A 13,899-nucleotide genomic window follows, 5' to 3' on the forward strand; every position below is an offset into this window, starting at 1 on the left:
AATCCTGCTTTTTACTAAAATATCAAAAAAATTCCTGAAAAAACAAATAACGGAAATCTAAACCTGAAAAATTGTAGATCGCAAACTTTGAGACACAAAAAAAGACTGCCCCTTTTGAGACAGCCTCGATTAAGCGGTTTTATCCGTCAGCTTCATCAACGACGTAGTCGAATTCTTTGCTTTCTCAAAATTATCCACTTCCTAAATAACCTTTGCGTTAAAATGAATTTTTAATCCGCAATACTTAGAAGTATCAATCAACTGTGTAAATCCGTGGTTGAAAAACTCATTCAAACCTTAAAAAAGGTGTTTTACCTACCACATAATTAGTCTTTTACCTCTGTTTTCGTTCTGTTGAATTATGGAATTTTGTCCTGTAAAACTAATCCATGAAGGCAGAACCCGAAAAGCCGAAACAGAGTAGGGAAAATTTAAAAACTAATAAAATGAAAAAAGCACTCGTAGTAGGAATCAATGACTATGCACCCATAGGATCAGGCGGACCGGATCTGAACGGCTGTGTGAACGATGCCCGGGACATGGCAAACACATTGGTCATTTGCGGATTTAATCCCGCAAAGATTAAAATTCTCACCAACCAGAATGCCACAAGAGCCAATATACTTAATTACCTGAAAGCATTGGTGAACAGCAGTATAAAAGGAGATTCTCTGGTCTTTTATTATTCAGGACACGGCACCAGAGTGGCCAATATTGGGGCAGATCTGGAAATAGACGGCTTGGACGAAGCGATTTGCCCTCACGATTATGCAAGTGCCGGCGTGATCCGTGACGATGATTTTAAAGCAGTACTCAGTAAAATGAAAGCAGGCGTGAATCTGGAGGTTATTTTTGACTGCTGTCATTCAGGAACAGGAACCAGGAAAATGGATCTCGGACTGGATTTAGAGCTCTCTTATGAAACGCCACGTTTCATCCCACCAATGCTTGAAGATGAATTTTATATGACGTATGCCAGTGAAATGCAGTCTTCTAAAGCTTCTAAAAAAACAACTTCCATGACCAAAGCCTTGATTCCCGTTGCCGGAATGAATCATACGTTATGGGCCGCTTCCAAAGACAACCAGGTATCCATGGAAGGAAATATGAGTGGCCAGATAAGGGGCTACTTCACCTATCACTTCTGTAAAATACTGCGGGCTACCAACGGCAATATTGTCAGGAAAACACTTGATAAACAGGTCGCTATTGCCTTAGCCGCGATGGGGGCTGCCCAGCTCAACCAGACGGAAAGCATTACAGCAGAATTTTCTCAAAAAATATTTTCGTAAACATCAAATCACTGGCGGAATCCGAAAAGCCATCCAAAGAGTAGGAAAAAACTGATTAAAAACTAATAATCATGTCTAAAACTGACAATAACAAGCCAATGACAGCGGAAGAAGTATCAAGACTTAAAACCGTTAAAGCAAAATCAACTGAAAAATTGACAAATGCCGAAAAATCAACCAGCCAGGGACCTGCCATAGAAACCATTGACGGAAGGTCTTTTCCCAAAGGAATGAAATCGATAGGAATGCCTGCCGGTGAAAAAGCAGCAGAAGGAAAAGTACTCGAAACCGATCACTTCTACCCTACCCATTCAGATTTTGAATACCAGCCTAAACTGGAAGCTAAAAAGGACCGTAAACCAAAATTCATTGACAGAGAATCTTTCTTATCTGCAGAAGGGGTAAAAACTATATTCGGTCCCGATCAGAGAAAGGTATATAATTCCACAGCTTATCCATGGAGATGCGTGGGAAGAGTAGAAAGTGCTTTAGGTTCAGGAAGCGGGGTAATGATTGGTCCGAGACACCTCCTTACCTGTGCCCACATTGTGGACTGGCAACCTAATAACACCACAGGCTGGCTAAAATTCACTCCTATGTATTATAACGGAAGTGCTCCGTACGGAAGCGCATGGGGTGCATTAACCTATTATAAGTATAAAGTAGCCGGACCAACCATAGATTCCACAGAAATTCAATATGATTATGTTGTGATTGTTCTCGACAGACGTATCGGAGACAATATAGGATGGCTGGGTGCGAAATCATATTCCGATTCATGGGATGGTGGTGCCTACTGGACTCATGCAGGTTATCCGGGAGATCTAACAGGAACCCAGAGACCAACCTATCAGACCGGTATTGCTTTAGACGGAGACTTCTGGAGTGCTGATGATAATGAAAGCATGAGCCATAAAGCAGATATCTGGCCGGGGCAAAGCGGTGGTCCGTTCTGGGGATATTGGGATGGAGCTCCCTATGCAGTAGCAACACAAAGTGCCCATAATTCAAGTGAAAATTTTGCAAGCGGCGGCTCTGACCTTGTTAATCTGGTGATCAAAGCAAGAAACGAACATCCTTAACCAATTATTTTCTTAAGTGAAGAGCCGGGCCAGTGTCCGGCTTTTTGTTGTATTAGATTTTAGTTTAAAAACACAATACAAAATTTTGACAGAAAAAACACCTGATAAATCCTGTTTGACTACACTATTAACAGATATACTAACTCGACAAAAACGGAATGAGTTCGATAGAAGTTTACATCAGGCAAGGTACTCATATGATTACTTTACCTCTATATAAATAAAATATTTTAATACATTTGTTTAAAACATATTCTGAATGAATTTCGAGCAGATCAACTTACATCTTGAGGCCTACAAAGAACACGATCAGATCCTGGATGCCGCTAAGTTTTTAATCCATTCCTTTGACCTGGAACATGAAAATTTTGCCGGTTTCGGATTCCGGGAAGAGCTCTCTCCCACTTCCATGCTTTTGACGGCGGAAGGAATATTGGGCGGTCCTCAGACCGTAATGATCCCCAAGAATTTATTTGATTTTGATCTGAACCTCGTCCTGAATATGGTCGCCCACGAAATGCTTCACGTCCGTCAGAAAGCTCCCGGGCTGGTCATCGAAGACAAAAATGAAAGGGAATTTCAGGCCTATTATGAAATGCTTTTCCATAAAGTCTTTCCACAGATCCCGGAAGTCTCGGATCATTATAAGAAATTCTTTGGAGGCCAGGCACTGGAATATTACAGGAGAATGGGCGAAGGATCGGAACTGCAGCAGAAATATGCATCAGAAAAAGCAGAAGTAGAACATTTAATCAATTCATTATCATGACTATAAAGCCGGAAATATCCTGGACAGACTTTGAAAAAATAGATATACGATGCGGAACGATAATTTCAGTTACCGATTTTGAGAAAGCAAGAAACCCTTCTTACCAACTGGAAATTGATTTTGGTGATCTGGGAATCAGAAAATCAGCGGCACAAATTACTGCTTTTTACCGGAAAGAAGATTTAATCGGAAAACAGATCTTAGCCGTCGTCAACTTTCCCAAAAAACAGATTGCCAATTTTTTCAGCGAATGCTTGGTATTGGGCGTTTACGGAGAGGACAAAAAGGAAGTGACATTACTGACAACATCACTTCCCACTAAAAATGGTTTCCAAGTAGGTTAAACCTATTGATGCAATGTTTTTGTTCCCAGATTGGTAATCTGTCCAAAGGTCACCGAAACATTACCCGTGCTTTCGTCTACATACCCGGTACTGTTACTTGCGTCATAAGAGACGGTATAAGTGCCCTGAGACAGGCCGGAAAACATAAAGAATCCATCATTGTTGGGTATTGCCGTTGCAATGGTATCTGAGGCCACAATTGCATGCACTACCGCGTCTGCTGCCTGTGGCTGTACATAACCTTTTATCTGCCCGTTTGTTAATTCAGAAAAAGTCCTAATCACCGGCTTCAGAATGTATGATCCGTTTCCGGTGCTCACAATAGATCTTCCGGCATCAAAATCTATCCATACCGTATAAGCTCCGTTGGCTTCTAACGTCTGATGCCAGTTAAATTTAAGACCGCTCTGTTCGGCAGAAGGAGTTTGCAATGAATAGGTTACCCCATTAGCAGCCAAGGTATTATTAGGGCCTAAAACCATCCTCATCTGAGAAATATTTCCTGCCGGCAGCACTGCCTGTCCTAAAACAACATCCGCCCCATTTTTAAAATTAAGAAGATTATAAACTCCCGGACTTGGAAAATTGAGTGGAGTCCACTGGCCATTGCTGTTGATTTCAATTCTCTGAATATCTATATTAACAGCATCATACGCGGCGGGGCCATCTGTAAGCCTCACATTCACTGTAGCAGTATCACTTCCTTCGGAATCATTACACGAAGCCAGAAAAAGTATACCTATACTGCTTCCTATCATTAATAATTTTTTCATAAAATAGTATTTTGTCTGTTCTGTAAAAACGTTTTTGATAATTATTTTATTATGTCATATATTTCAGTCTTAAAAACAAGAGAATGATACAGCACATCCCCCTGGAAAAAATTTTATTCCTCGATATCGAAACTGTTCCCGGTGCGCCATCCTGGGACGTATTATCTGAAGCGGAGCAGATGCTTTGGGAAAAGAAAACAAGGTTTCAGAGAAAAGAAGACGTCAGTGCAGCGGAATTCTATGACCGTGCCGGCATTATGGCCGAGTTTGGAAAGATTATCTGCATCACAATCGGAATGGTAGAAAAGAATGAAACCTTAAAAATTAAGAGCTTTTCGGGTCATGATGAGAAGAAGCTGCTTCAGGAATTCGGAGAGATCTTCAACAGCCCGAGACTGAATAATGTAATTCTCTGTGCCCATAACGGAAAAGAGTTTGATTTTCCCTGGATTGCAAGAAGGTATCTGATCAATAGGATGCAGCCTCCGGTTCCTTTCCAGATGTTTGGAAAAAAGCCATGGGAGATTCCGCATATTGATACAATGGAGCTTTGGAAATTCGGAGATTATAAAAGTTTTGTTTCTCTGGAATTGCTGGCTCATGTCTTCGGAATTCCTACGCCTAAAGATGATATAGACGGTTCAATGGTTTCATCAATCTACTACATAGAAAAAGACTTGCAGCGAATTGTTGACTATTGTGAAAAAGATGTCTTAACTTTGGCAAATGTTTTCCGGCGGATGCGTCAGGAAGATTTGTTGAAAAGGAATATCAATCTAGATTAAAAAATGAAATTTACAGACGATCAAATTGCTGACATTGGTGAGGAAATCATCAGCGTCTTAAAATCCGTATACGACCCGGAAATTCCGGTAGATATTTACGAGTTAGGACTGATATATGATGTACAGATCTCCGAGGATGGCGATGTAAAAATTATAATGACCCTTACTACCCCGAACTGTCCGGTTGCAGAAAGCCTGCCACAGGAAGTAAAAGACAAGGTAGGAGAAGTGGAAGGAGTGAAAAGCGTAGATTTAGAGCTTACTTTTGAACCAAGCTGGAATAAGGATATGATGAGTGAAGAAGCAAAGTTTGAATTGGGAATGCTTTAAGAAGGATGTAAGCAGGAAGATGGAGGTTTCAGAGTTCATAAAGCCACTTTCTTCCATATAAAAACTCCTTTTTTTACGCTAATACAATACAAACCCCGGAAATTTCCGGGGTTTTCTATTTTAAGATTAAAATATCTTTGCTTGTAAGTTCAGATGATTAAAAGAGAAAAGTTTTTAAAATCAAGCTACCAGAAATAATAAGACTAATAGTAGCTTCCGGCCTCCCTCTTCCATTTTCGTGCTTTTGTTAATTCTCTTTCGCAATCTCTTTTCCTTCTCTCCGGCTCCATTCGCTCCATGAGCCTACATACAGATCAGGAATTGGGAAGCCTGCATAATCCAGTGCTAAAATAGTATGGCAAGCCGTAACGCCAGATCCGCAATGGATGATGAGATGTTGAGGTTTATCTTTTAAAAGTTCCTTATATTTTTCTTTTAAAACTTCAGGCTTAAGGAAGTTTCCATGCTCATCAAGGTTTTCAGAAAAAGGAATATTAATTGCTCCCGGAATGTGTCCGGCTACCAGATCAATCGGCTCAGATTCACCTTTATAGCGGTAAGCATCCCGTACATCTATAACCGTTGAAGAACGGCTTATTATCTCATTTTCAACATATTCCAAAGCTTTAAAAGGAAGAAGCCAGCCTTCCTTTTTAATGACTGAAGATTTTTCAAAGGTTTCTTCACCGGATGAAAATTCTATACCTTCTTTCTCCGCAGACTGTATTCCGCCATCCAGCACCTGAACTTTTTCAAATCCGAAAGATCTCAGCATCCACCAGGCTCTTGCTGCTGCATTAGCTCCGTTTTTATCATCGTAAATAACAATATGAGCATCTTCTGATGCTCCAAGATTTGACAATGTTACAGCAAATTTTGCAGTATCCGGAAGCGGATGTCTTCCTCCAAAAGCGGCATCTTCCCCAATCTCAGCCAGATCTTTATCCAGATCTATAAAACGGGCTCCTTTGATATGTTTTTCAAGATAGTTTTGATATACGTCTTTTCCTACTCTGGCATCAAGGATGATGAGGTTTGGATTCTGAAAAATATTTTTTAGTTCGGATGATAAGATTATTGGTGACATTCTGCTGATTTTGGAGTTAGATGATATGTTTTGGCTAAAGCCGATCGAGTTTTAATACGGGAAAGCGGGTTAAAACCCGCTCCTGTTGATATTATTTGTTCCACAGGTTGTGCAGATTTCAATACTTTAAAAGTAATCTGATCTGCTTCATCTGCCTGATTTGCGGGATGATATTTCTTAATTAAAAATGAAAAATATCCTTCGCCTTATTATATGAGCTTTCGAAATTTAACAGATTCAGTTTGTGCTCTGCTTTTTCTACGCTCATAAAATTGATTACCTGTTCTGTAGGCATATTTCCTACCAGATCATCTTTGGCCATAGGACATCCCCCAATTCCTTTGATGGCACTGTCGAATCTTCTGCAGCCTTTATCATATGCAGCTTTCAGTTTTGAATAGGAATCTTCATAACGGTTATGAAAATGTCCTCCAAAATTGATCTCAGGGTATTTTGACGGAATTTTTTCAAATAAAAGGGCAATGGTTTCAGGAGTGGCAACACCAGTAGTGTCCGAAAGCAAAACATCTTTAATTCCAATCTCTGAAAATCTTTTGGCCCAAAAATCCACATCTTCCCATTTCCACATTTCTCCATAAGGATTTCCAAAAGCCATAGAAAAATAGATATTCAGCTGCTTTCCTTCACTTTTAACAAGCTCAAGCATCCTGATGATCTCGCTAAAAGCCTCTTCCTGGTTTTTGTTGGTATTCCTGTGCTGGAATGTTTCCGAAATAGAGAACGGGAAGCCTAAAATATCTACGCTCTGATGTTTTAATGCTTTTTCAGCGCCTCTGAAATTTCCGATGATTGCAGAAACTTTTGTTTTGGATAAAGATTTATCAATATTTTCAGCTACCTCATCGGAATCGGCCATCTGTGGAATTGCTTTCGGGGAAACAAAGCTCAGACAGTCCAATACATCAAAGCCAACCTCCATCAGTGAGTTGATATAATCTATTTTTTTGCCGGTAGGAATAAATTCTCCCCAACCCTGCATGGCATCTCTAGGACATTCAGTAAGAAACATTTTTACTTTTGATTTTCTCAAATATAATAAAACTAAACAAGTTTATAGATGAGGCATACAAATCTAACATTATTTTGATTTTCAAATATTTATATTTAATTTAAAATTTCGATAACTGATATATAAGTCCGGATAAACCAGACCAGACGTGAAAACCTTTGTTTATCTCCAATATTCTGATTCAAAAAATAGCTAGGTTAATGATTTTACAATCGTGATCAGACTCATTACAATTACCACTACACCCACTACCGCAAACATTTTTTTGGCAGGAAGACGTGAGGCAAACATCGCTGAAAAGGGAGCTGTAAAAACGCCTCCCAGAAGAAGCCCCAGAACAATGTTCCAGTGATGAATTCCAATGGTAAAAATAAAGGTTAATGCACTGACCACGGTCAGTAAGAATTTAGCCACAGTAGAGCTCCCCACTACATATCTGGGCGTTCTTCCCTCTTTAATCAGGGTTCCCGTCACAAGCGGTCCCCAGCCTCCTCCGGCAAAAGAATCAATAAAGCCGCCTGCCAATCCCAATATTCTGAGGTTGGTTGTCTTTTTTTGCCTGCTGTTTCCTGATTTTTTATTTTTCCCTTTAAAAGCATTTTTAAGAATGTTGATTCCCAAATAAAGAGTGTAGAAGGCAATGACCGGCTTCACAATATGAGCATAATGTTCCCCGAAATGAGACAGCGCAAAAGCTCCGGTAAAAGCTCCCACTGCCGCTACAGGAAATAAAGCCAAGACCATTTTTTTGTTGACATTCCCTAATTTATAATGACTGATACTTCCTGCTGCCGATGTGAACGATTCAGCGGAATGAATACTTGCACTCACCACCGGAGGCGGAACATTCAGAAGCAAAAGAATTGTTGTACAGATCACTCCATATCCCATCCCCATAGAACCGGCAACAATTTCTGCCAGAAATCCGGCCAGCAGCATCCAGTAAAAAATATGTCCGTCTTTACTGAGGAAACTTTGAATATCTCCGGACAGGTTAAACTGGTAAATGATCAGCACAAGGACAACAATAAGTGTCAGGACACCTATGATACCAAGGTAAATATTAGCTCTTCTCTGTACTGTCTTGGTGATGCTGATTAGTTTTTCCATCTCCAGTTTTTTTTCAGGCTGATCCCCCTTTTCCCCCAGGTATTGCGTCGTAAGCCTGTTCAGCTCTTTTACTTTATAGGTAAAGTCTCCTTTTAACTGATTACGGATGTTTTGCATGTTGTCTAAGAGCCCATCCATTTCTTCATCGGGAATTGTTTCCGTTAAAATCTCACGCAACCGCTTGGCTACCGTTGGTGATTTTCCATTGGTAGAAACTGCAATTTTAAGATTTCCTTTTCTTACAATGGAGCCCAGATAGAAATCACACAGATCCGGTTTATCGGCAATGTTGACCAGTGTATTATTTTGATGAGCCCTGTCACGGATCTGCTCAGCGATAAAAATATCATTAACCGCTACAATCGCAAGATCGGCACTGTTAAAATCATTATCCGTAAAAGATCTCTCGTGCAGGGTAAGGTTGGGATAATTCTTTTTGAGTTCTTTAACCTGGTCACTAATTTCCAGTGCTACCAGCTTAATGCGCGCTCCCGGAGAATTGGCGAGAACAGATTCCAGTTTTTCCAGAGCAATATTGCCTCCGCCAATGATGAGCAGGGATAATTCCTCCAGTTTTAAGAATATGGGATATAAAAAGTTACTCATCTTATTTAAAGTTTTAGATCATAGGTAAATGCGAGATAATACAGCCCTCCAATCTCGGGTCCTGCGGCATACTGAAGATACCGGCGGTTAAGCAGATTCGTTGCCCCTATTTTAACGCTTGCTTTTATTTCAGGAATTCTCCACGTTGCCTGCGCATCAATGGTATAATAGGCCGGAATATTACCGGAGGCTAGCGGGCTTTCCCATAAGAAACCGTCCTGCCATCTTGCAGCAATTGTAAATCCTATATTTTTGATGATCTCTCTGTTTCCAACACTTAAATTGACGGCCCATTTAGGTGTATTGAAAGCCGTAATAAAAAGGTCTGAAGTATTAGTTGAAACAAGGTCATTGTACGAAACGTTGACGTTCACATTATAATTTTTCACCAGATTATACCGGATTCCCAAAGATGTTCCGAGGCTTTTGTATTTACTGGTGCTATTGGTGTATACTCTGTACCGGTCCTGTTTAGTTCGGTCAAGCATCGCTAAAACTGCATTATCACTACCTATATTTTCATTTTTTGGAACAGCTACTTCCACCTGTCCCAGAAAACCTTCATACACGTTATAATAAAAGTCCCAGTCAATGACCAGCCTGCTGCTGAATAAAGCCGATTTATAGCCTATTTCGAAAGAGGTTACCTTTTCCGGCTGTAATCTCGGAAGGTTGGCAGCGGTCAAAAGATTTCTGTTTTTCATCGCAGCCTGGTTCTGATTAAACCCACCATCTATATCTTTATTAACTGCAGAAATGAATTGATCAATAGAAGCCAGCGTATATGAATTTTCAAGATATCCCAACCCCTCATTAGCCTTCAACAGCCCACCTACCCTTCTTACATTTCCGTTGTTCACGAATGAAAGGGCTTCAAACAGAGAAGGAAAACGGTAACCATTTTGAACAGAGACCCGGAAATTATGTTGGTTAACCGGAGAATAAACTACGCTTACCCTTGGATTTAACTTAGTTTCAAACTCCGGATTTCGGTCGGCACGAAGCGCCAGATTTACTTTTAGCTGATCGCCGAAAAAAACTTTGGTAAATTGGGCAAATGCACCATATTTCTGGTAAATGACGTTGCTCCCGAAGGTTCCGTCAGATAAAGGGATATTCCTATCACTGACTGGCCTGTCAAAATCAACAAAATTATTTCCGTCAGGAGTAATGCTGTAAAGACGGTAATCTGCGCCGACAAGAAGATTAAAAACTTTTACAAGTCTTGTAAAGTCGTAAGTGATTTCTCCCTGATAAAAACGGGATTTCTGTTCAAGTTTTGCTCCTCCTGTAGCCGGTGCTCCGGCAATTCCGGAATTAGCAGAATCCCAGTTATTGATCCCGATGATCGTATTCTTTAACTGCTCAAATGCTGCCGTCCCGGGAACAGCCCTGTTTTTATCGGCTTCCCGTCTGGCCAAAATAAAAGCGTCATTCAGATTCACTCCCGAATTAAGTCTGTCCTGCAAAACAGTCTGAAAAATATTTTTCCAGTTTCCATTGGAAAGATGGGTAAGATCCAGATTATCCGCTAAAGGCTTCAGATTATACGAGTCCCCGGTATTTTCTATGGACATATACGCCCTGAATGTCAGCTCCTTACCCGTCAATTCTACTTTATGGTTCTGAACGGTTGCATTCTGAAGACGGATCTTATTTCCTCTCTGAAAGGTACCATCCAGCAGGCCATAACGGTAAACGTAAGAGGTCCTCCACTGATCTCCAAAACGGTAGTATAATCCGGCATCAAATTTCACATTCTTCACTTCAGGACTTATCAGATCTTTTTCATCATATCCTGTCCTTGATATGTTAAAAGTAGTCGGTTTTCCGTTGTAATTTACTTTTACAGAGGTACGGTTGTTCCTTTCATCACCATATTTATTCCAGAGATCTTCAGCCGGATTGCTGGCCAGGGAGAAGTTGGGATTGGCGGTCATCAGTGAATTTGGATTCTGGTCCGTACGGTTATCCGAGATCCAGTCAACTCCGCTGAAATAGGAGGCATTGATCTTTACAGCAAAATTCTTATTAAAAACTTTAGCAATTCTGACGGCACTTTCTCCTAAGGCAGCTGTTTTATGATTCACATGATCCACATGGTTCACACCGCCTCTGAAATAAAGACTGATTCCTTCTGAGGTAAACGGATCTTTTGTCTGAAGGCTCGCCAATCCGTTCACAGCGTTCATTCCATACAAAGCAGAAGCAGCTCCGGGAGTAATCTCCATGGACTGGATGTCCAATTCTGTCGGGCCTATGGCATTTCCCAGTGGGACTCCAAGTGTGGCAGACTGTACATCTACACCATCTACCAGCTGCATGAATCTGAAGTTATTCGGAGAATTGAATCCCCTGGAATTGGGAACTTTTAAAGTAAGGCTTGAGGTTAAAAGCTGCAGACCTTTTACATTTTCCAATGTTTCGTAGAAGGAGGCGGCCGGACTTTCCCGGATGGTTTTAATATCAATTTTTTCAATAGCAATGGGCGACCTCAGTATTTTTTCGGGAACACGTGAAGCGGAAATAACCACTTCATTAATGATGGTATTCTGAGGATTCAATTCTACTGCAATTTTACTGGACAATGACAGGATTTCAGTAGTCTGAGTGGCAAATCCTTCCTTGGCAATGACAATTCTGAAGGGTATCTTCACCCTTGTTCGAAGCCGAAAGTTCCCATCCTGATCAGTTATTGCCGTCTCCTGAGTATGTTCTACGCGGATGTTTGCTCCGGCAATTCCTTTTTGGGAGTCTGTATGTCTGATCATTCCGCTTACTTCAATAAGCTGCTGCGCCTGTACGAGGCCGGCGAAGGAAAGGGTAAACAGTATAAGATGGATTTTTTGTTTAAAATGTGGATGGTGTATGAATTTCACTTGTTTCTTATTTAGGGTTGAAAATGATTTTATGCGTCGTCAAGTAATGAACAGCACATACACATTCGGAGCCCTAAAAGATTCTGATCACGTTTTTTAGCTTTTTTCTGTCTGTAAAGGAGATTGGTCATATTTTTTTATTTTACGGTTTGCAAATAGTGGCAGGAGAAATCACCGAAGGTCTCTTCTTCATTTCTCTGCTCTGAATAGATTCTGAAAAGCTGGTCAAGGGTGTCTATGATTTCTTCTTCACCTATATTTTCCCTGAATTTTGTATTCAGACGCATTCCGAGCCTGTCACCACCGATATGAAGATTATATTTGCCATACGCTGTACCCACGAATCCAATTTCTGCATTGGGTGATCTTCCGCATCCGTTGGGACAGCCTGTCATTCTGATGGTAATATCCTCGTTCTGAAGTCCGTATTTTTCAAGGACGGGCTCTATTTTTGTAACTAAAGAAGGTAAATAACGCTGAGCCTCCGCCAAAGCCAACGAACATGTATTCAATGCTACACAGGCGACGGAATTTTTACGCAGAGCACTGGCTTCGTCAGTATAAGTGGATATTCCTGATTCTTTGAGCAGGGATTCAATTTCAGCTTTATCTTCTTCGAGAATATCAGAAAGGATGAGATTTTGATTGCAGGTAAAACGGAAACTGACTTTTCCGGTTTCAGCAATTTTTAACAGTCCTGACTTTAAAGGATATTCTGCCGTATCAAGAACCCGTCCGTGTTCTACGAATAAAGTATAAAACCATTTCCCTTCATGGTTCTGTACCCAGCCGTAACGGTCTTTTCTCTGCTCAAACTTAAATTCCCTTGCCGTTTCAAAATTAAAACCGCATCTTTTTTCTACTTCAGCTCTATACCCTTCAACCCCCAGTTTATCTATTGTATATTTTAACCTTGATAATTTTCTGTCGCTTCTGTTCCCAAAGTCGCGCTGTACCGTAATAATTTCATATACCGCTTTCAAAACTTTTTCCTCCGTATCCACAAAACCAAGCAGAGATGCCAGCCGGGCATACGTCGCTTCATTTCCGTGTGTAGCACCCAATCCTCCGCCGGCAGCAATATTATAACCGGCAATTTTGTTATTTTCAATGATAGCGATCAGTGCTATATCATTAATAAAAACATCCACATCATTATTGGGTGGAACAGCAATTCCGATTTTCAGTTTTCTGGGCAGATATCTGTCCTGATACAAAGGATCTTCCTCTGTTTTTCTGTCAACTACCAATTCATCGTCAATCCACAGATCATAATACGATTTTGTTTTAGGCAGACACATTTCACTGATCTTCCCTGCCAGTTCGTAAGCTTCCTGATGCAATGGTGATTCGGAAGGATTTGAGGTACAGGTCACATTTCTGTTCACATCACCGCAGGCTGCAATGGAATCCAGATGCTGGAGATTGAAACTCTGAATGGTAGGTTTTACATGAGATTTTAAAATCCCGTGCAGCTGAATGGTTTGGCGTGTCGTAATTTTAATTACTCCCGTGGAATGATCTTCTGCAATTTCATGAAGTCCTGCCCATTGTTCTGAAGTTAAAAACCCTCCGGGAAGCCTCAGCCTGATCATATAGGAATATAGCCACTCCAACTTTTTTGCGACTCTTTCTTCACGTCTGTCCCGGTCATCCTGCTGATACATTCCATGGAACTTGATGAGGGTTTGATCATCTTCTCTGATGGCTCCCGTAAAATCGTCCAAAAGGCTTTCCTTTAAGGTTCCCCTTAGCCCGTTACTGGCTGTTTTTATCCTTTCTACAGACGAAAGGTTATTCTTATCTGTCATA

General features: G+C 40.7%; 12 protein-coding genes. 6 read left to right on the plus strand and 6 right to left on the minus strand.

Annotated features, from left to right (window positions below):
• The first annotated feature begins 446 nt into the window (after positions 1 to 446).
• The 4 genes from J4Q03_RS10430 to J4Q03_RS10445 all read left to right on the plus strand — a co-directional run bounded on the left by J4Q03_RS10430 (position 447) and on the right by J4Q03_RS10445 (position 3,487).
• Positions 447 to 1,292 carry a caspase family protein gene (locus tag J4Q03_RS10430; protein ID WP_426048120.1) on the plus strand — a complete coding sequence of 282 codons (846 nt, stop codon included), beginning with the start codon at positions 447 to 449 and terminating at the stop codon, positions 1,290 to 1,292.
• A 71-nt stretch (positions 1,293 to 1,363) separates the two neighbouring features.
• Positions 1,364 to 2,374, plus strand: coding sequence for a trypsin-like serine peptidase (locus J4Q03_RS10435; protein ID WP_426048121.1), 1,011 nt, complete (start codon positions 1,364 to 1,366; stop codon positions 2,372 to 2,374).
• 259 nt (positions 2,375 to 2,633) lie between these two features.
• Positions 2,634 to 3,143 (plus strand): hypothetical protein, encoded by a 510-nt coding sequence (locus tag J4Q03_RS10440; protein ID WP_426048122.1) that lies wholly within the window; start codon positions 2,634 to 2,636, stop codon positions 3,141 to 3,143.
• Entirely contained in the window at positions 3,140 to 3,487 is a 348-nt protein-coding gene (locus tag J4Q03_RS10445) for a tRNA-binding protein (protein ID WP_426048123.1), read from the plus strand. Before J4Q03_RS10440 ends, J4Q03_RS10445 begins: the two co-directional genes overlap by 4 nt.
• Positions 3,488 to 3,489: 2 nt before the next feature.
• On the opposite strand, the gene J4Q03_RS10450 is transcribed toward J4Q03_RS10445, so the two are convergent.
• Positions 3,490 to 4,260: a DUF4382 domain-containing protein gene (locus tag J4Q03_RS10450; RefSeq protein WP_426048124.1), complete on the minus strand. Its 771-nt coding sequence runs from the start codon at positions 4,258 to 4,260 to the stop codon at positions 3,490 to 3,492.
• An 83-nt stretch (positions 4,261 to 4,343) separates the two neighbouring features.
• Between J4Q03_RS10450 and J4Q03_RS10455 the strand changes: the two genes are divergently transcribed.
• Both J4Q03_RS10455 and J4Q03_RS10460 read left to right on the plus strand, forming a co-directional pair.
• The gene (locus J4Q03_RS10455; RefSeq protein ID WP_426048125.1) at positions 4,344 to 5,045 is read left to right on the plus strand and encodes a 3'-5' exonuclease; all 702 of its coding nucleotides are present in this window, start codon (positions 4,344 to 4,346) and stop codon (positions 5,043 to 5,045) included.
• 3 nt (positions 5,046 to 5,048) lie between these two features.
• Complete coding sequence (locus J4Q03_RS10460) at positions 5,049 to 5,375, plus strand: SUF system Fe-S cluster assembly protein (protein ID WP_111954157.1); 327 nt, start codon at positions 5,049 to 5,051, stop codon at positions 5,373 to 5,375.
• Positions 5,376 to 5,622: 247 nt separating this feature from the next.
• Here J4Q03_RS10460 and J4Q03_RS10465 read toward each other — a convergent pair whose 3' ends face one another.
• From J4Q03_RS10465 to J4Q03_RS10485, 5 genes are all read right to left on the minus strand, one after another.
• Positions 5,623 to 6,462, minus strand: coding sequence for a sulfurtransferase (locus tag J4Q03_RS10465; RefSeq protein WP_426048126.1), 840 nt, complete (start codon positions 6,460 to 6,462; stop codon positions 5,623 to 5,625).
• Positions 6,463 to 6,643: 181 nt separating this feature from the next.
• On the minus strand, positions 6,644 to 7,492 hold the full coding sequence (locus J4Q03_RS10470; protein WP_426048127.1) for a hydroxymethylglutaryl-CoA lyase: 849 nt from the start codon (positions 7,490 to 7,492) through the stop codon (positions 6,644 to 6,646).
• 192 nt (positions 7,493 to 7,684) lie between these two features.
• Positions 7,685 to 9,208, minus strand: a complete 1,524-nt coding sequence (locus J4Q03_RS10475; RefSeq protein ID WP_426048128.1) for a TSUP family transporter — start codon at positions 9,206 to 9,208, stop codon at positions 7,685 to 7,687.
• Positions 9,209 to 9,213: 5 nt separating this feature from the next.
• Positions 9,214 to 12,087 carry a TonB-dependent receptor gene (locus J4Q03_RS10480; RefSeq protein WP_426048129.1) on the minus strand — a complete coding sequence of 958 codons (2,874 nt, stop codon included), beginning with the start codon at positions 12,085 to 12,087 and terminating at the stop codon, positions 9,214 to 9,216.
• Between the two features lie 137 nt (positions 12,088 to 12,224).
• The gene (locus J4Q03_RS10485) at positions 12,225 to 13,898 is read right to left on the minus strand and encodes an NADPH-dependent assimilatory sulfite reductase hemoprotein subunit (protein WP_426048130.1); all 1,674 of its coding nucleotides are present in this window, start codon (positions 13,896 to 13,898) and stop codon (positions 12,225 to 12,227) included.
• Position 13,899 lies beyond the last annotated feature (1 nt).

Origin of the sequence: Chryseobacterium sp. NFX27, from assembly GCF_049887855.1 — a bacterium.
In the GTDB taxonomy this organism is placed as follows: domain Bacteria; phylum Bacteroidota; class Bacteroidia; order Flavobacteriales; family Weeksellaceae; genus Chryseobacterium.